Annotated in this window: 19 protein-coding genes and 1 other RNA gene; 5 read left to right on the top strand and 15 right to left on the bottom strand. The window is 70.9% G+C overall.

What is annotated here, in order from left to right; all coding sequences use genetic code 11:
• Positions 1-30: 30 nt before the first annotated feature.
• The 7 genes from mraY to mraZ are packed head-to-tail and all read right to left on the bottom strand — an operon-like array spanning position 31 to position 7,602.
• A complete protein-coding gene (mraY, locus tag OMP39_RS03270) occupies positions 31-1,209 on the bottom strand; it encodes a phospho-N-acetylmuramoyl-pentapeptide-transferase (RefSeq protein ID WP_264893377.1) in 1,179 nt (392 codons plus the stop codon).
• The gene (locus OMP39_RS03265) at positions 1,203-2,630 is read right to left on the bottom strand and encodes a UDP-N-acetylmuramoyl-tripeptide--D-alanyl-D-alanine ligase (RefSeq protein ID WP_264894418.1); all 1,428 of its coding nucleotides are present in this window, start codon (positions 2,628-2,630) and stop codon (positions 1,203-1,205) included. Before OMP39_RS03265 ends, mraY begins: the two co-directional genes overlap by 7 nt.
• Positions 2,630-4,108 carry a UDP-N-acetylmuramoyl-L-alanyl-D-glutamate--2,6-diaminopimelate ligase gene (locus OMP39_RS03260; RefSeq protein ID WP_264893376.1) on the bottom strand — a complete coding sequence of 493 codons (1,479 nt, stop codon included), beginning with the start codon at positions 4,106-4,108 and terminating at the stop codon, positions 2,630-2,632. The genes OMP39_RS03265 and OMP39_RS03260 overlap by 1 nt, the downstream gene beginning before the upstream one ends.
• Positions 4,108-5,898 carry a peptidoglycan D,D-transpeptidase FtsI family protein gene (locus OMP39_RS03255; RefSeq protein WP_264893375.1) on the bottom strand — a complete coding sequence of 597 codons (1,791 nt, stop codon included), beginning with the start codon at positions 5,896-5,898 and terminating at the stop codon, positions 4,108-4,110. The genes OMP39_RS03260 and OMP39_RS03255 overlap by 1 nt, the downstream gene beginning before the upstream one ends.
• A complete protein-coding gene (gene ftsL / locus OMP39_RS03250; RefSeq protein ID WP_264893374.1) occupies positions 5,898-6,212 on the bottom strand; it encodes a cell division protein FtsL in 315 nt (104 codons plus the stop codon). The genes OMP39_RS03255 and ftsL overlap by 1 nt, the downstream gene beginning before the upstream one ends.
• Positions 6,209-7,153 (bottom strand): 16S rRNA (cytosine(1402)-N(4))-methyltransferase RsmH, encoded by a 945-nt coding sequence (gene rsmH / locus OMP39_RS03245; protein ID WP_264893373.1) that lies wholly within the window; start codon positions 7,151-7,153, stop codon positions 6,209-6,211. Before rsmH ends, ftsL begins: the two co-directional genes overlap by 4 nt.
• An 8-nt stretch (positions 7,154-7,161) precedes the next feature.
• The gene (mraZ, locus tag OMP39_RS03240) at positions 7,162-7,602 is read right to left on the bottom strand and encodes a division/cell wall cluster transcriptional repressor MraZ (RefSeq protein ID WP_264893372.1); all 441 of its coding nucleotides are present in this window, start codon (positions 7,600-7,602) and stop codon (positions 7,162-7,164) included.
• A 458-nt stretch (positions 7,603-8,060) separates the two neighbouring features.
• On the opposite strand from mraZ, the gene OMP39_RS03235 reads away from it, so the two are divergent.
• From OMP39_RS03235 to OMP39_RS03225, 3 genes are all read left to right on the top strand, one after another.
• Positions 8,061-8,513: an Hsp20/alpha crystallin family protein gene (locus OMP39_RS03235; protein ID WP_264893371.1), complete on the top strand. Its 453-nt coding sequence runs from the start codon at positions 8,061-8,063 to the stop codon at positions 8,511-8,513.
• 16 nt (positions 8,514-8,529) lie between these two features.
• Positions 8,530-8,901, top strand: a complete 372-nt coding sequence (locus OMP39_RS03230; protein WP_264893370.1) for an Hsp20/alpha crystallin family protein — start codon at positions 8,530-8,532, stop codon at positions 8,899-8,901.
• 197 nt (positions 8,902-9,098) lie between these two features.
• Positions 9,099-10,868: a RecQ family ATP-dependent DNA helicase gene (locus OMP39_RS03225; RefSeq protein WP_264893369.1), complete on the top strand. Its 1,770-nt coding sequence runs from the start codon at positions 9,099-9,101 to the stop codon at positions 10,866-10,868.
• 100 nt (positions 10,869-10,968) lie between these two features.
• Here OMP39_RS03225 and OMP39_RS03220 read toward each other — a convergent pair whose 3' ends face one another.
• The 3 genes from OMP39_RS03220 to OMP39_RS03210 form a co-directional block, all read right to left on the bottom strand.
• A complete protein-coding gene (locus OMP39_RS03220; protein WP_264893368.1) occupies positions 10,969-12,498 on the bottom strand; it encodes a DUF4832 domain-containing protein in 1,530 nt (509 codons plus the stop codon).
• Positions 12,499-12,629: 131 nt separating this feature from the next.
• The gene (locus OMP39_RS03215) at positions 12,630-13,490 is read right to left on the bottom strand and encodes an SIR2 family NAD-dependent protein deacylase (protein ID WP_264893367.1); all 861 of its coding nucleotides are present in this window, start codon (positions 13,488-13,490) and stop codon (positions 12,630-12,632) included.
• Positions 13,474-14,058, bottom strand: a complete 585-nt coding sequence (locus OMP39_RS03210) for a hypothetical protein (RefSeq protein ID WP_264893366.1) — start codon at positions 14,056-14,058, stop codon at positions 13,474-13,476. Before OMP39_RS03210 ends, OMP39_RS03215 begins: the two co-directional genes overlap by 17 nt.
• A gap of 115 nt (positions 14,059-14,173) precedes the next feature.
• Between OMP39_RS03210 and OMP39_RS03205 the strand changes: the two genes are divergently transcribed.
• Together OMP39_RS03205 and OMP39_RS03200 are read left to right on the top strand one after the other, a co-directional pair.
• A complete protein-coding gene (locus OMP39_RS03205) occupies positions 14,174-15,466 on the top strand; it encodes an SDR family oxidoreductase (protein ID WP_264893365.1) in 1,293 nt (430 codons plus the stop codon).
• 4 nt (positions 15,467-15,470) lie between these two features.
• Positions 15,471-15,935, top strand: coding sequence for a DUF2269 family protein (locus tag OMP39_RS03200; protein WP_264893364.1), 465 nt, complete (start codon positions 15,471-15,473; stop codon positions 15,933-15,935).
• Positions 15,936-15,954: 19 nt separating this feature from the next.
• Here the strand turns inward: OMP39_RS03200 and OMP39_RS03195 are convergent, their stop codons facing one another.
• The 5 genes from OMP39_RS03195 to OMP39_RS03175 all read right to left on the bottom strand — a co-directional run bounded on the left by OMP39_RS03195 (position 15,955) and on the right by OMP39_RS03175 (position 21,476).
• Entirely contained in the window at positions 15,955-17,193 is a 1,239-nt protein-coding gene (locus OMP39_RS03195) for a multidrug effflux MFS transporter (RefSeq protein WP_264893363.1), read from the bottom strand.
• 52 nt (positions 17,194-17,245) lie between these two features.
• An RNA gene (gene rnpB / locus OMP39_RS03190) (RNase P RNA component class A) lies at positions 17,246-17,677 on the bottom strand.
• 10 nt (positions 17,678-17,687) lie between these two features.
• Positions 17,688-18,527, bottom strand: a complete 840-nt coding sequence (locus OMP39_RS03185; RefSeq protein WP_264893362.1) for a DUF3025 domain-containing protein — start codon at positions 18,525-18,527, stop codon at positions 17,688-17,690.
• Between the two features lie 14 nt (positions 18,528-18,541).
• Positions 18,542-19,582 (bottom strand): dihydroorotase, encoded by a 1,041-nt coding sequence (pyrC, locus tag OMP39_RS03180; RefSeq protein WP_264893361.1) that lies wholly within the window; start codon positions 19,580-19,582, stop codon positions 18,542-18,544.
• A 460-nt stretch (positions 19,583-20,042) separates the two neighbouring features.
• Complete coding sequence (locus OMP39_RS03175; protein ID WP_264893360.1) at positions 20,043-21,476, bottom strand: DEAD/DEAH box helicase; 1,434 nt, start codon at positions 21,474-21,476, stop codon at positions 20,043-20,045.
• Positions 21,477-21,535 lie beyond the last annotated feature (59 nt).

The raw sequence follows: 21,535 nt of genomic DNA, 5'->3' as shown, positions 1-21,535 counted from the left end.
TCAACACTCGTTCGGCCTGCCCGTCCGCGTTCACCGCAGCTTCAGGGACGACAGACCCACCAGGCACAACAGCATGGTGATGATCCAAAAACGCACCACGACTTGCGTCTCTTTCCATCCGGACTTCTCGAAGTGGTGGTGCAGCGGCGCCATCTTGAGGATGCGGCGCCCCTCGCCATAGCGCTTCTTCGTGTACTTGAAGTAGGCGACCTGCGCCATCACCGACAGCGCTTCGACGACGAAGACGCCGCCCATGACGGCCAGCAGGATCTCCTGCCGGGTGATGACCGCGATGGTGCCCAGGGCACCGCCGAGGGCCAGGGCCCCCACATCGCCCATGAAGACCTGGGCCGGGTGCGTGTTGAACCACAGGAAGGCGAGCCCCGCGCCCGCCATCGCGGCGCAGAAGATGAGCAACTCGCCCACGCCGGGGATGTAGGGGAAGAAGAGGTACTTCGAATAGACGGAGTTGCCGACCACGTAGGCAAAGACACCCAGCGCCGAGCCGACCATCACCACCGGCATGATCGCCAGGCCGTCGAGCCCGTCGGTGAGGTTGACGGCATTGCTCGCGCCGACGATCACCAGGTAGGTGAGGATGATGAAGCCGTAGACGCCGAGCGGATAGCTCACGGTCTTGAAGAACGGGACGAACAGATCGGCGTTGGGCGGCAGCGGATTGGAAAAGCCCGACTGCACCCAACGGATGAAAAGCTCCAGCACGCGCACGTTCGAGGACTCGGACACGGCGAACGCGAGGTAGAAGGCCGCCACGAGGCCGATGACCGTCTGCCAGAAATACTTCTCGCGCGAGCGCATCCCTTCTGGGTTCTTCTGCACGACCTTGCGCCAGTCGTCGACCCAGCCGATCGCCCCCATCCCCAAAGTGACCAGCAGCACGATCCACACGAAGCGGTTGGTCCAGTCGAACCACAGCAAGGTCGACACAGTGATGCTGAGCAGGATGAGAGCGCCGCCCATCGTCGGGGTGCCGCTCTTGGCCAGGTGCGCCTGCACACCGTACTCGCGGATGGGCTGGCCGATCTTCAGCTCGGTCAGCCGCCGGATCACCCAGGGGCCGAACACGAGGCCGATCAGCAGCGCCGTCATCGCGGCCATCACTGCGCGAAACGTCAGGTACTGGAAGACGCGCAGGAAGCTCAGTTCCGGCGACAGGGACTGCAGCCATTGGGCCAGGCCGATCAGCATGGGCGACCCTCTCCGTGTGTCTTGTTGTCGTCGTTCTCGCCGCGGGGGCGCGCCTGCAGCGCCTCGACCACCCGCTCCATCTTCATGAATCGCGAACCCTTGACGAGCACGCAGGCGGCTCGCGGTGCGTCCGGCAGGTCGGCCAGGAGAGCCTCGACCGTCTCGAAGTGGCGCGCATGCCCGCCCGCGGCGTCGTAGGCCGCGGCCGCGTGCCGCATCAGCGGGCCGGCCACCCACAGCGCCTCGATCCCCCGCTCGTGTGCATAGGCGCCGACCTCTGCGTGAAAGGCCGGCCCCTGGTCGCCCACCTCGCCCATGTCGCCCAGCACGAGCCAGCGCGGGCCCGGCATGGCGGCCAGCACGTCGATGGCCGCGCGCATCGAATCCGGGTTGGCGTTGTAGGTGTCGTCGATCAGGGCCACCGCCTGAGCGTCCTGCACGAAGCTGCGCAGCTGCGAGCGGCCCTTGACGGCCTCGAACGCCTCCAGCCCCTGCACGACCGCCTGAAGCGGGGCGCCGGCCGCGATCGCGCAGGTGGCGGCGGCCAACGCGTTCTTCACGTTGTGCACGCCGGCCGCGCGCAGGCGCACCGCCGCCGAGCCGACGGGGGTCGCCAGCTGCACCTGCCAGTGCGTGCCCGCCCAGTCGGCGCGTGCGCTCACGTCCGCCGGGGCGACGAGCGAGAAAGTGAGCACCCGATGATGCCCTGCCATCTGACGCCACAGCGGGGTGTAGTCGTCGTCTGCCGGGAACACGGCCGTGCCGCCCGGCGACAAGGCGAGCAGGACCGCACCGTTTTCGCGCGCCACCGCCTCGACGCTCGCCATGAACTCCTGGTGCTCGCGCTGCGCGTTGTTGACCAGCGCCACCGTGGGGGCGGCCAGGCGCGCCAGCAGGGCGATCTCGCCCGGGTGGTTCATGCCGAGCTCGACCACGCCGGCGCGGTGCCAGGTGTCGTCGTCCTGCCGCAGCCGCAGCAGCGTCAGCGGCACCCCGATGTCGTTGTTCAGGTTGCCTTGCGTCCAGAAGGCGCCGTCGTCCTGCCACGCGCGCAAGATGCTGGCGGTCATCTGCGTGACGGTGGTCTTGCCGTTGCTGCCCGTCACGGCGATCAATGGCAGGTGGAAGCGCCGGCGCCACGCGGCCGCGAGCTCCGCCAGGGCGGCGCGCGTGTCGGCCACGAGCAGGCCGGGCAGTCCCGCCTCGGCCAAGCCGCGCTCGGCGATGGCCGCCGCCGCACCCAGCGAGCGCGCCTGGGCGAGAAAGTCATGCGCGTCGAAGCGCTCGCCGCGCAGCGCGACGAAGAGGTCTCCGCGCTGCAGGGTCCGGGTGTCGCTGTGCACGCGCTCGACCGCCACCTGCGGGTCGCCGACGAGCACCGAGCCGGGCAGCAGCGTGTGCGCCTGAGCGAGGGTCATCATCATGAACCGGCCCTTTCCTTCAACGCCGCCTCGGCCTGTGCCACGTCCGAGAACGGAAGCTTCACGCCCGCGATCTCCTGGTAGTCCTCGTGTCCCTTGCCAGCCACCAGGACGACGTCCTTCGGGCCGGCCTCGAACACCGCCTCTCGGATGGCCGCGCGCCGGTCCGCGATGACGCGGGCGCGGGCACGCTCGGACATGCCGGCAACGATCTGCTCGAGGATGGCCTCGGGCGGCTCGTGTCGCGGGTTGTCGCTGGTGACGACGACCACGTCGGCCAACCGCTCGGCGATCGCGCCCATCAACGGGCGCTTGGTCGCGTCACGGTTGCCGCCACAGCCGAACACGCACCACAGCCGGCCTCCACGCTGCGCAGCCACCGGCCGCAGCGCCGCGAGGGCCTTCTCCAGCGCGTCGGGGGTGTGGGCGTAATCCACCACGACGGTGGGCATGCCCGGCCGAACCACCTGCTGCAGGCGCCCGGGCACGGCGCTCACCTGCTCACAGGCGCGGGCCGCGTCGCCCAGCGTGACGCCCAGCGCGCGCAGGCCGCCGAGCACGGCCAGCAGGTTCGAGACGTTGTATTGTCCGATCACCCTGCTGTGCAGCGTGCAGCGCCGCCCGCCTTCGTGCAGCGTGAAGCGCACGCCCTCGTCGCCATGCACGACCTCGGCGGCGCGCAGGTCGGCCGCCCGCTCGACCGAGTATGTCCACACCGCAAGCCGCCCGCGCAGACGGGCCGCCAGCTCCTCGCCCTTGGGATCGTCGAGGTTGACCACGGCCGCCCGCAGGCCGGGCCAGTCGAACAGCGAGGACTTGGCCTGCCAGTAGGCTTCCATCGTGCCGTGGTAGTCGAGGTGGTCGCGCGTGAAGTTGGTGAACAGCGCGACGTCGATCTTGAGGCCATCGAGCCGGTGTTCCACCAAGCCGATGGACGAGGCCTCGATCGCGCAGGCACCCACACCGTCGTCGCGCAGCCCGCGCAGGCGCTGGTGCAGCGTGACCGGATCGGGCGTGGTGAGGCCGGTGGGGACGACGCCGCGTGCAGGCTCGCCGATGCCGAGCGTGCCCACCACCGCGCAGCGGGTGCCGAGCGCAGCGAGCGCCTGCGCCGTCCACCAGGCAGTGGACGTCTTGCCGTTCGTGCCGGTGGTCGCCACCACCTGCATCCGCGCCGCCGGATTGCCGCAGCAGGCCGCGGCCAGCGGCCCCGTGGCCGCCTTGAGGCCGCGAAAAGCCGCGATCCGCGGGTCGTCGAACCCGTAGGCGTGCACGCCCTCGGCCTCCACCAGACAGGCGACGGCGCCCGCCTCCAGCGCCTGGGGCACGTAGCGGCGCGCGTCCACCGCGTAGCCGGGCCAGGCGATGAAGGCGTCCCCCGCCGTCACCTGACGGCTGTCGGTGGCGAGCCGGCGCACGCCACGCTCGCGCAGCCAGGCCAAGGCCTCGTCGACGGTGGTCAGACCGCGAATGGGCATCAGAAGCTCTCCTCCACCGCCGGCTGCGAGGCGACGATCGCCGGCCGCACCTCTATGTCTGGCGGCACGCCCATCATGCGCAGGGTCTGCTGGACCACCTCGGAGAACACCGGAGCGGCCACGTCGCCCCCGTAGTATTTGCCGTTGCTCGGCTCGTCGATCATCACGGCGACGACGATGCGGGGTTTTTCCACCGGCGCGAGGCCGACGAACCACGAGCGGTACTTGTTGCCCGCGTAGCCGCGCCCCTCCTGCTTGTGAGCCGTGCCCGTCTTGCCGCCCACCGAGTAGCCCACCGTCTGCGCCTTCGGCGCGGTGCCCCCCGGGCCGGCGGCCATTTGCAGCATGCGGCGCACGGCCTGCGCGGTTTCGGGCGAGAACACGCGGATGCCGCCCGTCGGCTCGGGATTCTTGGTGATGGAGACGGGGATGAGCTCGCCATCGCGGGCGAACACCGTGTAGGCGCGCGCGAGCTGGAACAGCGAGACCGACAGACCGTAGCCGTAGCTCATCGTGGCCTGCTCGATGGGCCGCCAGCTCTTGTAAGGGCGCAGCCGCCCGGAGACGACGCCCGGAAAGCGCAGCTGCGGCCGCTGGCCCAGCCCGATCTCGGTGAACAGCTCCCACATCTCGCGCGGCTGCATCTGCATGGCCATCTTGACCGTGCCGACGTTGCTCGACTTCTGGATGACCTCGGCCACGGTGAGCGCGTTGTGCGGGTGGGCGTCGCGGATGGTCGAACCGGTGATCTGAAGGTAGCCGGGCGCCGTATGGATCACGGTGTCCGGCCGCACGCGCCCCGATTCGAGTGCGAGTGCGGCGATGAAGGGCTTCATGGTCGAGCCCGGCTCGAAGGTGTCGGTGAGCGCGCGGTTGCGCAACTGCGCCCCGGTGAGGTTCTGCCGATTGTCGGGCGAGTAGCTGGGGTAGTTGGCCAGGGCCAGCACCTCGCCCGTCTGCGCATCGAGCACCACCACCGAGCCGGCCTTGGCCTTGTGCTGCGCGACTGCATCGCGCAGGCGCTGGTAGGCGAAGAACTGCACCTTGGAGTCGATCGACAGCTCGATGTCGCGCCCGTCCACCGGGTTGACGCTCTCGCCCAGATCCTCCACGACGCGACCCAGACGGTCCTTGATGACGCGCCGCGTGCCATCGCGGCCCGCCAGCTCGTTCTGAAAGGCCAGCTCGATGCCTTCCTGTCCACGGTCTTCCACGTTGGTGAAGCCCACCACGTGCGCGGCGGCCTCGCCCTCCGGGTACTTGCGCTTGTACTCGCGCACCTGGTGCACGCCCTTGACGCCGAGCTTCTTGACCTGCTCGGCCACGCTCTCGTCGACCTGACGCTTGAGCCACACGAAGTTGGGGTTGTCGCTCAACCGGCGCTCGAGTTCGGCGACCGTCATGCCCAGCAGCCGCGCGAGTTCGCGCTTCTCGGCGCGACCGGCCTCGAGGTCCTTGGGGATGACCCAGATCGAGGGCGCCGGCACGCTGGTGGCGAGGATGAGCCCGTTGCGGTCGATGATGCGCCCGCGGTTGGCCGGCAAGGTGAGCGTGCGCGCATAGCGAATCTCGCCCTGGCGCTGATAGAAGTCGGTGCCGATCACCTGGATGTACACCGCCCGCGCGAGCAGCACGCAGAAGCCCAGCCCCAGGCAAGCCACCAGGAACTTCGAGCGCCACGGCGGCGTCTTGGCCGCGAGCAGGGGGCTCGTCGCATACATCACGGTGCGCGAGCTCGCCCCCCGGCGCGGCAGCGGCGCGCGGTCCTTCCAGCGAGACCACCAGCCCATCAGCGCCCTCCCTCGCCGGATGCGGCGCCCGAGACGGCAGCCGGCGCCGCCTCGGCATGGGTGACGTAGTGCGTCACGGCGGGCGTGGCGGTGCGCATCGCCAGCTTCTCGCGCGCGACCTTCTCGACGCGAAGCGGCGTCGCCTGGGCGCGCTTGTCGACCTGCAGTTGCTCGTACTCCGTCTCGAGCTGACGCTCCTCGGCCTGCGCGCGCTCGACCTCCACGAAGAGCCGCCGCGCCTCGTACGACACGCGGACCATGTACAGCCCGCTCAGCACGAGGGCCACGAAGAGGATGACCTGGAGGCGGTTCATGCGAGCGGCGCCTCCGTGCGTTCAGCCACGCGCAGGATGGCCGAGCGCGCACGCGGGTTGTCGGCCACCTCGGCCGTGGAGGGCTTGATGCGCGCCAGCGCCTTCAGGCGGGGCTCGGGCACCGGGGCGAACGGCGCGCGGCGGTCCACCTGGGCCTTGGCGTGGCGGGCGATAAAGCCCTTGACGATGCGGTCTTCGAGCGAGTGGAAGCTGATCACCGCCAGCCGACCGCCCGGGGCCAGCAGCGCCAGCGCCTGGTTCAGCCCCTGTTCGAGTTCCTCAAGCTCGGCGTTGACCTGAATCCGAAGAGCCTGAAATGTGCGCGTTGCAGGATCCTGGCCCGGCTCGCGGGTCTTGACCGCACGAGCCACGACTTCGGAAAGCTCGCCTGTGGTTCGAACAGGACGCCCGCTTTCCCGGCGAGCCACAATCGCCTTTGCAATCGGCACAGCAAACCGTTCTTCCCCATAGTGGCGTAGCACCTCTGCAATCTGTTGGCCGGTGGCCCGGGCCAGGAATTCCGCTGCCGTCTCGCCGCGGCTCGGGTCCATGCGCATGTCCAGCGGCGCATCGAAGCGAAAGCTGAAGCCGCGCGCAGGGTTGTCGATCTGCGGCGAGGACACGCCGAGGTCGAGCAGCACCCCTTGCACCGCCCCGACGCCGCGCTCGGCGCAGACGTCGCCCATGCGGGCGAAGCTGGTCTGCTCGATGGAAAAACGCGGGTCACGGACCCGCGTCGCTTCCTCGATGGCTTCCGGGTCCTTGTCGAATGCGATGAGGCGCCCTCCCGGCGCCAGACGTTCGAGGAGCAGCCGGCTGTGCCCGCCCCGCCCGAAAGTGCCGTCGATGTAGACGCCTTGCGGGTCGGTGAGCACCGCGTCCACGGCTTCGTGGAGCAACACAGTGCGGTGCTGCAGGGAGGAAGCGGCCGGGCCGTGCATCGAGTGCCTCAGAAGGAGAAGTCCTTGAGCACGTCGGGCATGCCTTGCTGCATGACCTCGGCCTCGTGGGCGGCATAACGCTCGGCGTCCCACAGCTCGAAGTAGCTGCCCATGCCGAGCAGCATCACCTCTTTGGTGAGGCCGGCTGCGGCGCGCAACTCGGGCGAAATCAGCACGCGCGAGGAGGCGTCGATCTCCACGTCCAGCGCATTGCCCAGAAAGATGCGCTTCCAGCCGCTGGCCGACATGGGCAAGGCAGCGATCTTGTCGCGAAAGCTCTCCCAGGCCGGACGGGGAAAGATCATCAGACAGCCTTCGGGATGCTTGGTGATGGTGAGTTGTCCGTTCGCCATGGCGGCCAGGACGTTGCGATGGCGCGCCGGAACGGACAACCGCCCCTTCGCGTCCAGCGTCAACGCCGAAGCCCCTTGGAAGACGAAGTTGGACACAAAGACCCACTAAAGTGCACTTTCTCCCACTTTACCGGCTCGCCTGTCCCAGGTCAAGGCGCGAGGCCAAAAATCTCCTTTGAAATCAAGCACTTACAAACGATTTCGCAGCTTTCGAGCGAGAAAAAGACGAACAGAAATAAGCACTTGCGAAGGGGTGTGAAAGTGATAGGTGAGCTGCGTGGAGGGGCGGGAAATGCGAGGGGAGCGGCTGCTCGGGGTGGCATGCGGTGCCGCGGGGCCTTCGTGACGAGCAGTGCGACGCAGCCGTCTTACACGGCCCTCCTGAAGCTGTGCTGAAGCGGCCCCGGCACGCGGCCGGGCCTCGCGCGTGCGGTGGCCGGCGCCACCCGGCCCCGGCCGGGCTCTTGAATTGGCGGCCGCGGACTCCAATTTTGCGTCACGGTGGCCGCGGCCCCGGCGGGCCGCAGGGCACCCACGGACTGGAGGACACTGCCATGTTTGCATCGACGCTGATCCCCGGCGGGTTGTTCGGTGACTTCGATCGCCTGCGCCGGGAGCTGGATGAACTGTTCGGATGGGCGGGTCTGCCCACCAGCATCCGCTCGGTCGCGCCGGGGACGTACCCCGCGCTCAACATCGGCACCACGCCCTCGAGCGTGGAGGTGTACGCCTTCGCGCCGGGCATCGACCCGTCGAAAGTGGAAGTGACGGTCGACCGCGGCGTGCTGACCATCGCCGGCGAGCGCGCCTCGACGCTGCCCGACGAGCAGGACCGCAAGGTGAACGTGTATGCCCGCGAGCGAGCCGCCGGCGCATTCAAGCGCGCGGTGAGCCTGCCCGACGACATCGACCCCGATCGTGTGAGCGCCACCTATCGGGACGGCGTGCTGCACATCAGCATCGCCCGACGCGAGTCGGCGCAGCCCAAGCGCATCGCGATCCAGTGAACGAGGAGGTGACACCATGAGCGACACCAAGAGCCTGCCGCACGACGCCTCGGACGACCGCGCGCTGACGCCGCGGGTGGACGTGGTGGAAGACGATGGCGCCATCACGCTGCTGGCCGATCTGCCGGGTGTGCCCAAGGACCAGCTCGACCTGAAGGTCGAGGGCGACATGTTGCAGATCGAGGGCCGCATCGCCCCGGTCATGCCCGAAGGGCTGGAACCGGTGTATGCCGAGGTGCGCCTGCCGCGCTACCGCCGCGCCTACACGCTCAGCCGCGAGCTCGACACCTCGCGCATCGATGCGAGCCTGAAGGACGGCGTGCTGACCCTGCGCATTCCGAAGCAGGCCCACGCGCAGCCGCGGCGCATCACGGTGCAGGTGGGATGAGCCGCGCCGCCCGGGCGCGCGCGGGCGACGCCTCGAAGTGAGGAGCCGCTGAGCGCCGCCCGGTGCGGCGCAGCGGGCGCCGCGGCCGCCCTGGAGCGCCGATTGCTGCCCGGCAAGGCGTGACCGCCCTGCCCCCCGCTTCGTCGACACCCGCCGCCCGCCGTGCGCCTGCGGGCCGGCCCCGCTGGCGGCGCGCCTTGAAGCGCTTGCTGCGCGAGACGTTCGGGCTGCCTCGCCTGCGCGATGCGCAGGCGGTGGTGATCGAGCACGTCATGCGCGGCGAGCCCACCCTGGCGGTGATGCCCACCGGCGCGGGCAAGTCGCTGTGCTACCAGTTGCCGGCCTTGCTGCTCGAAGGCCGCACGGTCGTCGTGTCGCCGCTCATCGCGCTCATGAAGGACCAATGCGACAAGCTGGTCGAGCGGGGCGTGCGGGCGGTGCCGTTGCACAGCGCGCTGTCGGCGCAGGAAGCCCGCGAGGCCGAGGCGGCGGTGGCCGACGGCTCGGCCCGCATCGTGTTCACGACGCCCGAGCGACTGGCCGAGCCGCAGTTCCTGGAACTGGTGAGCGCGCACCCGGTGGCGCTGCTCGTCATCGACGAGGTGCACTGCCTGTCGCAATGGGGGCACGACTTCCGCCCCGCATTCCTCGAGATCGGACCGGTGTGGCAGCGGCTGGGCGGGCCACGGCTGCTTGCGCTCACCGCCACGGCGACGAGCACCGTGATCGACGACGTGCTCGCACAGCTTCGGGTGCCGGGCATGCAGGTGCTCGCGGCCAGCACCTACCGCCCCAACCTCTACTTTTCGGTGGAGCGGTTCACCAACGAGAACGCGCGGCTCGAGCGCTTGGAGGCCATCGTGCGAGAGCTGCCAGGTGCGGGCATCGTGTATGTGGCCACCGTCAAGATGGCCGGGGAGGTGCACGCGAGGCTGTGCGGCGCGGGCGTGGAGGCCGCGCTCTATCACGGCCGCCTCGGCGCCGCCCAGCGCCACGAGGCGCAGGACGCCTTCATGACGGGCCGCGCCCGGGTGATGGTCGCCACCAACGCCTTCGGCTTGGGCATCGACAAGGCCGACACGCGCTTCGTGATCCACGGCCAGATGCCCGGGAGCCTGGATGCCTACTACCAGGAGGCCGGGCGCGCCGGGCGCGACGGCCAGCCCGCCTCGTGCATCCTGCTCTTCGACGAGCGCGACCGCGCGGTGCAGCGTTTCCTGATGGCCGGCCGCTACCCCGGCGAGGAGGACGTGAGGCAGGTGCTGCGGGCACTGGAGCACTTGGGCGAATGCAGCCTGGCGCAGCTGCAGGAGACGTGCGGCGTGCCGCGCAACAAGGTCCAGGTGGCCCTCAAGCTGCTGCGCGAAGCCGGCTGGGTGGTGCAGAACCGGCAGCGGCGCGTCAGGCTGGCCGGCCCCGTCCGCCCGCCCGACATCGCCGGGCCCGGCTTCGGGCGGCCGGGCGCCGGGCCTCGGGCGGGCCGCCCCGGCCCGCGCTCGAAGGCGACGAGCCTGGAGGCGCTGGTGGCCGCCTATCGCGACAAGAGCGAACACGACCGCGAGCTGCTGGAGGCGATGGTCTTCTATGCCCGCACGGGCTACTGCCGCTGGAAGGTGCTGCTGGAGCACTTCGAGGAAGCGGCGGAGTTCGACCGCTGCGAACATTGCGACAACTGCCTGCGCCACCGCGCCGCCACGGCAGGCGCCCGGGAGACGGCCGGCCACGCAGAGGCGGCCCCCGGAGTGCCCGCCTCACCGACGCGCGACGAGACCCCGGCCGACGAACCCTCGTCCGCCGGGGACGGCCGTTCGAGGTTCGCTTGCGGGGAGGCGGTACGGGTGCCGCGCCACGGCCTGGGCCAGGTGATCGAGGTCACCGCCGACAGCGTGCGCATCGCCTTTCCGGACGGCCGGCAGCGCAGCTTCTTGCCGGAGTACGTCGAACGGGTCGACCTGGTTGCGCCGTGAGCCTCGCGCCCGGGCCCGTGACCCCGCAGGGGTGGGGCGCACTCCCCGGGGGCGAAGATGCAAGGGGCCCGTGCAGCCTTCGAGAGCCGGCACCGCGGACTCAGCGCACGGTGACGGTCGTGCCGAGCCGGAAGGCGCCCAGCGCCGCATCCCAGCCCTGGCTCGAGGCCGGGTCGTCGGCGTTGGCGACGCGCAGCGCGTAGCGGGGATCGCCCGCCAGCCGGGGGGCGCCGTCGGGCAGCGCCAACAGCAGCTCGTACGTCCCCGGCGCCGAGGGCGCCTGAACCTCGAACTCGAGGGCTGCGGTGAGGCCCGGCAGCCACCGTCTCGCATCGACGCCGGCCACCGGAGCACGGTGCACCGTCGCGCCGCCCACCTGCCGCCACACGAGCTGCACCGGGCGGGCCTTGTACAGGCGGGCCCAGCCCGTGTTTCGCAGCGCGAGCCGCGCGGCAAGCATGGAACCGCTCGCCACCTCCGGCGCATGGGCCCATTCGATGAGCTCGAACCGGTAGCCCATCGAGCGCTGCACCTCGGCATGGCAGCCCTCGGCCCGCCACACGTCGTGGAACCCCTCCGTGTAGTACTGGTCGTTGAGGTAGGTGAGCGAGAAGCGCCGCCCCTCGGCCAGGATGTCGGTGCAGTGGTTGCGCGGCCGGGCGTTCGGATCGTCCAGCGCGTTGCACGTCTCACCGCCGAAGGGCGCGATGCTCGCGACAGCGGCAATGTAGTCGCGCTCGCGTTCGCGCTGCACCGGGTCCTCGCTGTAGGTGCCCACGTCGGTGTCGCTGGCAAGGAAGCAGTCGTTGTGCGCGCCCAGGCGCGAAACCGCACTGCCGTCGAAGGCTTGCGCCTCGGTGGGCGGCTGCGGATGCCAGCCGATGAGGTGGCCCGGGTAGCGCATCTGGACCGCGATGTCGGCCGGCAGCGCGGCGAGCAGTGCATCCCGGATGCGCGTGCGGGCCGGCTCTTCGGTGAGCTTGTTCGAGGAAGTGTGCCACTCGCCCCACGCCCCGACGAAGCCGGCCTGGAAGTAGGCGATGACGTCGGCGTTCTCGCGCAAGACGGGCTCGAGCTGTGCAATGTGCTGCAGCACCCGCTCCAGCGGTGCGTCCTGCGCGCGGCGGTAGGCCGTTTCGCTGTCGGGGTAGTTGTAGACGAAGCGCGGCACGATCTTCACGCCCCCGGCACGCGCCGCTGCCAGGCCCGTTCGCAGCCGATCGAGCAGCGTCTGCGGCAGGGGCTTGTTGCGATAGGCGTCGAGCCGCACCAGGCCGTAGAGCAGCCGGTAGCCGCTGGCGTAGGCGTCGGCCGCGTCGTCCCGCGAGAGTCGGTCGAGCGGGGTCCAGGCCCAGCGGTAGAACCCCCGCTCGGGATTGGGCACCTCCTCGGCCAGCGCCGTGAAGGCGGCCTGCCGCCACCCCTCGGGCACGGGCGTTCCGAAGGTCTGCGGCGGAACGAGGGACGCCGACGCCACCGTCGCCGCCCCTTCCCGCCCCCCGTCGGCCCCCGGCGGCTGGCTTGCGCCGCCTCCACAGCCCGCCAGCGCCCCTGCCACGAGCGCCGCCAGGGCGACGCCGGTCCGCCCGCGCAGCCCTCCCCCGTGTCGCTTGAGCCCGCCCAACCCCATGCCTTGCTCCTCTCCGACCATCGTGTACGTGCTGAGTCAGCATCGTCACACGGCGACGAGGCTTGAGGATGAACTCGCAACAACTCGTCACAAGGAGGCGCACGGTCGGCGATCGGGTCCCCCAGGCAGCGTCAGCCGGCGCGCTCGTCCGCCTGCGGCTCGATCACCAGCCGCAGGAAGCGCGCGAGTGCCTGCGTCGGGTCGTCGGCGGCGCCCGAGAGCATCTGGATGCCCCATTGCGCGAGCACCGCCTCCTGCACGGGATTGGGCTGCGGCGTGAAGAAGTACGAGCGGGGCTGTGGCACGTCGGGCATCGCATGGCGCCACAGGCGGGCCAACCGATAGAACAGGTAGCGGATGTTGATGTCCGACAGGCTGTAGCCGATGAACAGCACCGATCGCCCGAGCACGTCGGCGCGCAGCTTGATGTCCAGCGGCGACTCGAAGTCCAGCCGCCGGAAGTAGCTGCTCTCGTCGAGCACGATCGAGGCGTCGTTCTCGAAGTCGCCGTGGTACTTGACGATCTGGGTGACGTCCGGCCGGATGCGCGACAGATCGGCCACCGTCACGATCTTCACGTACTCGCGGCCATGGTGCTCGAAGGCGTTCTCGAGCCAGCGGTCGTAGTTGGTGGTGTAGATGAGGCGAAAGCGCCCCTCGACGATGAGCCGGTGCACCTGCGAGTCGCCGATGCGCACGCCCTCGCGGTGCCAGGCGCGGTCCATCCACGAGCGCAAGGGCCCGAGCGAGCCGTGCTGGAGCCGGTAGTACTCGGCCAGCGCCAGGTAGCTGCCGAAGGAGCGGAAACGCTCGGGCTCGAACCCCAGCTCCTCGGCCATGTGATCGATCAGCTCGCTCCATTGCGGCAGGCCCAGGGCGAGCGACGCGCCCGCGCCGACGAACAGGATGAGCTCGCCGCGCTGGTGCGCCTCGCGCAGCGGCTCCAGGTGCCCCTGCAACGTGGGGCGCGGCTCCTCAGGCCGTCGTTTCACGGGCTCGACCTCCCGCGGCGACACCCGCACCTCGCGCCGCATTCCGCCCTCCCTCGGGTCGCACGACCCCGCGCGCTCGCGTCCCGGGGGCAGCGCGCCGGGCGTGCCGGTTCAGCCGGTCGCCCGCCACCAAGCCCGCCGCGAACGCGGTGTAGCCCCAGGCCAGCGAGCGCCCCGAGAGGCGCCTCTCGAAGCCCGGGGTGAAGCGGCGCGGCATCAGCCGGAAGTCCACCCATGCCGCGATCGCCGTCAGCGCAAGCGCGTCGCGCACCACCGCGCCGAGGGACGCGCGGCCGCTCGCGCGGCTGGGGGCCCAGCGTTCGAACACGGCGGCCCAGAACACCGAGCACGCATGGTGGATCGCGGCCCCCGTCACGGTGTAGCGCACGCTGGCGCCGTCCTGAGCGAGCGCCGGCTCGTCGTGCACCCAGTGACTCGGGGCGTTGACCGGGGCGAGCGGGCTGGTGCCTTCACGTCGCGCGAGCCAGGCCAGGACGGCGGTGGAGGCGAGGCTGGCGAGGCTGCCCGTCAGCAGCACGTCGGCCCATCGGAACGGCGAAGGCGTCATGGATTCGGCTCGCGGTATGTCGTTTGCAGGAAGGGCTCGGCCTTGCGGCGCGTCACCCTGTCGGGCAAGCGCCGTTCCTTGCGCCCTCCTTCTTGTTTCGATCGAGGAATTCGTCGTGGTCGTCTTCGTCACCGGTGCTCGTGGCTTCCTGGGACAGCGACTCGTCCGGGCGCTGGTGGCCGCGGGGCATCGCGTGGTGTGCGCGGTACGCGATGCGCCCGGGCGGGCCGTGCACGTCGAGGGGCCCGTGAGCCACGTCTTGGCCGACTTCGCGCGCGACCAGACCCCCGAGGCCTGGCTGCCGCACCTCGCCGGCGTCGATGCGGTGGTGAACGCAGCGGGCCTGTTCCGGCAGACGCGAACCGCCCGCTTTGCCGACGTGCACGTGCGCGGCCCCTGCGCCCTCTTCACCGCCTGCGCGAAGGCAGGCGTGGCCCGCGTCGTCCAGATCTCGGCGCTCGGAGCCGACGAGGCGGCACGCAGCGCCTATCACCTCTCGAAGAAGGAGGCCGACGACTTCCTGCTGCGCCTGCCCCTCGCATCGGCCGCGGTGGCGCAACCCTCGCTCGTGTACGGGCCGGGGGGCACGAGCGCGCGCTTCTTCACGCGGCTGGCGAGCCTGCCGCTGGTGCCGCTGCCCGCCGGCGGCGGGCAGCCGGTGCAGCCCATCCACGTGGACGACGCCATCGCGGCGCTGGTGCGGCTGGTGGAGGACCCTCGCGTGACCGGCCGGGTCCCGCTGGTCGGGCCGCGTCCGGTGACCGTGCGCGAGTGGCTGGCCGCCCTGCGCGCAGGCCTGCGGCTCGGGCCCGCGCGCTTCGTGCCCGTCCCCGCCCCGCTCATGGGCGCGGCCGCTCACCTCGTCGGGCGCTGGCCCGGCAGCCTGCTCGACCCGGACACCTGGCGGATGCTTCAACGCGGCAACACCGCACCTGCACAGGCCACGAGCGCGCTCCTGGGGCGCCCGCCGCGGCCGGTGGAGGACTTCATCGCGCCCGAGGAGGCGCCAGCGACCCGGCGTGAGGCGCAACTGGCCACCGGGCTCGCGCTGCTGCGCGGCTCGGTCGCCGCCGTCTGGATCTGGACCGGCATCGTCTCGCTCGGCCTCTACCCCGCGTCCCTGAGCTTCGAGCTGCTGGCGCGCGCGGGTGTGCCGCAGGCGTGGCGGCCGGCGATGCTCTACGGGGCCGCCGGCCTGGACCTCGCCCTCGGCCTGGCCACCTTGATGCCATGGCGCCCGCGCTGGCTGTGGCTCGCGCAAGCGGCGCTGATCCTCTTCTACACGGCCGTCATCTCGGTGCGGCTGCCCGAGTACTGGCTGCACCCCTATGGGCCGGTGCTCAAGAACCTGCCCATCCTGGCCGCCCTGGCCCTGCTGCACGCGCTCGACGAAGCGCCGGAAAGGTGAGCCGATGGAGTACCTCGTCGCCAAGTGGCTGCACGTGCTGTCGTCCACCCTGCTCTTCGGCACCGGGCTGGGCTCGGCCTACTACATGTTCTTCGCCAGCCGCACGCGCGATCCGCGCGCGGTCGCCCCCGTGGTGCGCCTCGTCGTGCGCGCCGATGGGTGGTTCACGACGACCACCATCGTCTTCCAGCCGCTGAGCGGGCTGTACATGATGCATCTGGTCGGGCTGCCGCTTTCCACGCCGTGGATCGCGTGGTCCTTCGCGCTGTACTTCCTCGCGGGCGCGTGCTGGTTGCCGGCGGTGTGGATGCAAATCCGCATGCGCGAGTTGGCCGAGCGCGCCGTGCGCGAAGGCACGCCGCTGCCGGCGCTGTACTTCCGCTACTTCCGCTACTGGACGATGCTCGGCTTTCCCGCCTTCTTCGCATTGGTGGCGGTGTTCTGGCTCATGGTCGCCAAGCCTGCCTGACGCGAGCGCCGGGGCGCGCTCACGCGAGGCGGCGCGGCGACGCCCCGACCGCTTCCGGCCAGCGCCGGCGCAACACCATCCACGCGACCAGTCCCACGCTCATCATGAGCAGCGATGCAATGGAGAGCGTGACCGTCGAATGCATCACGAGAGGCGCGATCACACCGGCGACCACGCCGTTGGCCACCGAGCCCACCACCGCCTGCAACGACGAGGCCAACCCCCGCCGCTCGGGAAAGAGGTCCAGCACCATCAACGTGACCACTGGCACCATCAGCGCCCAGCCGAACGCGAACACCGCGATCGGGACCAGCGCCCAGGCGGCATGCGCGGCGAACAGCGCGTTGGCCGCCACGTTGACCAGCGAGACGGCGAGCATGATGACGAACCCATGGCGGATCTGGCGGCGCGGCGCGATCTTGCCCGCGAGCCGGCCGCTGGCCCAGGCGCCGCCCATGATGCCGCCGATCGTCAGCACGAAGAACCAGAAGAATTGCGTGGGCCTGAGTTGCAGGTGTTCGCCCAGGAAGGCCGGTGCCGACAGCACGTAGAGGAACATGCCGTTGAAGGGCACCCCGCTGGCGAGCGCCAGCAGGAAGAAGCGAGGGTCCGAGCCGATCTGCCAGTAGCCGCGCAGCAGGTTGCGGGCGCGAAACGGCTGGCGCTGCGTGGGATGCAGCGATTCCGGCAGCAACCGCCAGTTGGCCACCCACAGCACCACGCCCACGCCTGCGAGGAACCAGAAGATCGCATGCCAGTCCGCATGCACGAAGAGGTATCCGCCCACGATGGGCGCGACGGCCGGTGCCACCCCGAAGTAGATCGTGACCTGCGACATCACCCGCTGCGCGTCGGCCGGCGGGAACATGTCGCGGATCACGGCGCGCGAGACCACGATGCCGGCCCCGGTCGACAGGCCCTGCAGCGCGCGGAAGAACACCAGCGCCCCGATGCTCTGCGACAGCGCGCAACCGACGGAGGCGAGCGTGAACACGGCCACGCCGGTGAGCACGACCGGACGCCGGCCGAAACTGTCGGCCAGCGCTCCGTGGAAGAGGTTCATGAACGCGAAGCCGAACAGGTAGGCCGACAGCGTCTGCTGCATCTGGACCGGCGTGGCGTCCAGCGACTGCGCGATGCCGGCGAACGCCGGGATGTAGGTGTCGATCGAGAACGGCCCGAGCATGCCCAGCGCGGCGAGCAGCACCGCCAGGGCCCAGCGCGGGGCCGTCCACAGCTTGTCGGCGTCGGGATTCATCGGGCTCGCTTCTTGTTGTTGTCGACGCCACGCGGTGGCGCCCGGTAAGACAGGATGAAGCGAGCCGATAGGCCGGATTCTGTGCGGCGGGTCGCCCCGCCGTGACCGCCATTCCTCTGGGCCGTGGATCGCTCGCACGGCTCGGTGCTACCTACCCGCCGGCTCCGCGGGCCACATCATCGCCGGCCTACTTGGTATTGCTGCGCGTAGAGATTGCCCGTTTCACCCGGATAGGGGCTCGATGCCCCAATCCGGGTGCAGCTCGGTTCGCGCTGTCGCGCGAGCCCCTGCTGGCGCAGGGGCGCCGGCTCTCGCCGGCCCTCGCTGAGCACCCGGGTGGAGCACCCCAACCCGACTCGTCTCTGTTGCTCTGATCCTCGCCTCACGGCGGACAGGTGTTACCTGCTACGCTGCCCTGTGCAGTCCGGACCTTCCTCCAGCGCGGCCTTTCGGCCCTTGCGCCAGCGGCGGTCTGGCTCACTTCATCGCAGGCATTATCCCGCCACCGGCGCCGGCGTGCAGGGCCGCGGACGAAAGACCTGCGGGTCGTCGTAAAAGCGCGCGTCCTCGTTGGCCGGCCACCAGCCCGGCACGCCCAGCACCGGCAAGGGCAGGAACGGCTTGCCCGCCAGCCGCGCCGCCGACAGCCGCTGCGGGCCGTCGGCCCCCGCCTGCTCCGCTCCCGCCTGTTCCACCCAGACGTGGGCCGTCACCGACTTCCAGGGCGCGACGAGCTTTTCCAGCAGCGCGTGACCGAACACCACCAGCCGAGCCTCGGCCTGCCAGCGGCCGCGCTGCTCGACGAACAAGCGCTGCCAGCGGCGCTCGCGCAGGTCTTCCACCAAGTCGGGCGCGGCGGCGAGCAGCGCGCCGTTCTCGTCGAAGAGCGTCAGCGCATCACGCACCGGGCCGCGGCGTGCGCCGATGCCCAGAGCCGCGATCTGCTCGGCTTGCAGCTCGTTCAGCCTTCTCTTCCATGCCGGGAAGGTCCACCACACCAGGCCGTTGAAGAAGTCGTGGAGGTTGTCGCGCGTCGGCACGCACGCCGTGGCGGCGATGTGCGCCTCGTAGGCCACCCCCGGCGGCAGTGCCTCCTGGGGCACGAAACGCAAGGCGCCGGCCCGCAGCTCCACGCCCGCGCCCGCTCGCCCGGCATCGAGCGCCTCGGCCACCGGCAGCCCGGCGCGCACGCGCTCGTACAGCGCGGCGCCCAGCTCGCGGTACGGCGCGAACCAGGGGCGCGACCAGTCGATCTCGGGCCAGCGGGCCGGCGCTCGCGGCACCCCGGGCGCGCGCCCCGCGTCACGTGCCGGCTGCAGCCCGACGGGGGCCATGCCGGCACCGCGCGTCATCCCACGAAGCGCCACGCCAGTTGCTCGCCGCCGCGCAGGGGCTTGAGCGTCGCGCCGCCGAAGGGCACCGTCTCGGGCACCGTCCAGGCACGGCGCTCCAGCGTCACGCGCTCGGTGTTGCGCGGCAGCCCGTAGAAGTCCGGGCCGTGGAAGCTGGCGAACGCCTCGAGCTTGTCCAGCGCACCGGCCGCCTCGAACGCCTCGGCATACAGCTCCAACGCGGCATGGGCGGTGTAGCAGCCGGCACAGCCGGTGGCGTGCTCCTTGAGGTGCGCCGGGTGCGGCGCGCTGTCGGTGCCCAGGAAGAACCGCGGGTGTCCGCTGGTGGCGGCCTCGACGAGCGCCAGCCGGTGCTCCTCGCGCTTGAGCACGGGCAGGCAGTAGTAGTGCGGCCGGATGCCCCCGAGGAAGATGGCGTTGCGGTTGTAGAGCAGGTGGTGCGCGGTCAAGGTCGCGGCGATGGGCCCTTCGGCCTCGCGCACGTACTGCACCGCCTCGCGCGTCGTGGCGTGCTCCAGCACCACCTTGAGCTCGGGGAAGTCGCGGCGCAGGGGGATCAGCTTCTGGTCGATGAACACCTTCTCGCGGTCGAACAGGTCCACCGTCGGGTCGGTCACCTCGCCATGCACCAGCAGCACCAGCCCCTCGCGCTGCATCGCCTCCAGCGTGCGATAGGTCTTGCGGATGTCGGTGACGCCCGCGTCGCTGTTGGTCGTCGCACCGGCCGGGTAGAGCTTGACGGCCACCACGCCCACCTCGCGGGCGCGCGCGATCTCCTCGGGCGCAAGGTTGTCGGTGAGGTAGAGCGTCATCAGCGGCTCGAACCGCACCCCCTCCGGCACCGCCTCGAGGAGGCGCTCGCGGTACGCGCGGGCCTGCGCGGCGGTGGTCACCGGCGGGCGCAGGTTGGGCATGATGATCGCCCGTGCGAACTGACGGGCACTGGCCGGCACGACGTCGCGCATCGCAGCGCCATCGCGCACGTGCAGGTGCCAGTCGTCGGGGCGGGTGAGAGTGAGGGTCGTCGCGGTGCTCATGGACGGAATTGTCCCACCACGGGCCCCGTCGAACGGCCACCCGCGGTGCCGCTCCGGCACGGTCTCATATCTTTGCCCCCGGGGCTTGCGCCCCGCCCCCCCACGGGGGTGCCGGCCCGGCTTCGGGCGGCCGGCCGCCGGGCCTTATGTCTTTGCCCCCGGGGCTTGCGCCCCACCCCCCGCGGGGGTTGCGGCCCGGCTTCGGGCGGCCGGGCGCCGGGCCTTATGTCTTTGCCCCCGGGGCTTGCGCCCCACCCCCCACGGGGGTTGCGGCCCGGCTTCGGGCGGCCGGGCGCCGGGCCTTATGTCTTTGCCCCCGGGGCTTGCGCCCCACCCCCCACGGGGGTTGCGGCCCGGCTTCGGGCGGCCGGGCGCCGGGCCTTATGTCTTTGCCCCCGGGGCTTGCGCCCCACCCCCCGCGGGGGTGTCGGCCTGGCTTCGGGCGGCCGGGCGCCGGGCCTCAGCCCGCCGCCTTCTTGCCGCCGCCCAGCAGGGCCGCCACCTTGCGTTTGGGCTTGATGTAGGGCGACAGCGGCCGCAACGAGGGCTCGGGCTTGGGCTGCTTCTCCCAAGTGGGCGCGGCGCCCGGCTTTTCCTCGTAGGGCTGGTCGAACAGGGGATCGCGCGGGACCGCCGGCTGGGAGCGTGGGCCGCGGCTCGCGGCTGCCCGTGCCGGGCGCTCCTCGTCGTCGTCGCGGCGCAGCGGGCGCCGGGGGCGCTCGTCTTCTTCCAGCTCCAGCGGCTCGACCTCGATCTTCTTCTTGATGAGCTTTTCGATCTCGGCCACCAGGCGCTGATCGCTGCGGCTGACGAACGACATCGCCAGGCCCGAAGCGCCCGCGCGGCCGGTGCGGCCGATGCGATGCACGTAGTCTTCGGCGTTGAACGGGATGTCGAAGTTGAACACCGCCGGCAGGTCCGCGATGTCCAGCCCGCGCGCGGCCACGTCGGTGGCCACCAGCAACTGCACCTCGTTGCGCTTGAAGGCCTCCAGCGCCTTCAGGCGCTCGTCTTGCGACTTGTCGCCGTGCAACGCCGCGGTCTTGAGACCTTCACGCTCCAGCGAGCGTGCCAGCCGCGCCGCCCCCAGCTTGGAGTTGACGAACACGATGGCCTGCGAGAGGCCGCGCTCGCGCAGCAGGTGCCGCACGGCGCGCCGCTTGTCGTCGTCCTCGACGGCGAAGAAGCGCTGCTCGATGGTGGCCGCCGTCGCGTTGGGCCGGGCCACTTCCACCAGCACCGGGTCCTGCAGGTAACTCTGCGCGAGCTTCTTGATCTCGGGCGAGAAGGTGGCCGAGAACAGCAGCGTCTGCCGCTGCTTGGGCAGGTAGCTCAGGATGCGCTGCAGGTCCGGCAGGAAGCCGATGTCCAGCATCCGGTCGGCCTCGTCCAGCACCACGTACTCGACCTGGCCCAGGTTGCAGTTCTTGGCTTGGATGTGGTCCAGCAACCGCCCGGGGGTGGCGATCAACACCTCGACGCCACGGCGCAGCTCCTGCGTCTGCGGGTTCATGTCCACGCCGCCGTAGACGCAGGCCACGCGCAACTGCGTGTACTTGGCGTAGGCCTTCACGTTGACGGCCACCTGGTCGGCCAGCTCGCGCGTGGGCGCCAGCACCAGCGCGCGCACCGGATGGCGCGCGGGCGAGGCGCTGGTGTTCTCGTGCTTGAGCAGCTTTTGCAGCAGCGGCAGCGAGAAGGCCGCCGTCTTGCCCGTGCCGGTCTGCGCGGCGCCCATCACGTCGCGCCCCGAGAGCACCACAGGGATCGCCTTGGCCTGGATCGGCGTCATGGTGGCGTAGCCCTGGTCGGCGACGGCGCGCCGCAGCGACTCCGCCAGCGGCAGGGAGGAGAACAGGCCGCCCGCTTCGGCGGCCACGGTAGGTTCGGTCATAAGCCGGGGATTATCCCTCGCCCGCCTGACAAGGCGCCGGCGCCCCGTGCGCAGCCCCT

Source organism: Schlegelella aquatica, from assembly GCF_026013905.1.
Lineage (GTDB): Bacteria > Pseudomonadota > Gammaproteobacteria > Burkholderiales > Burkholderiaceae_C > Caldimonas > Caldimonas aquatica.
The sequence above is the reverse complement of the archived record's forward strand: the minus strand, read 5'-3'. Positions and strand labels throughout refer to the sequence as shown.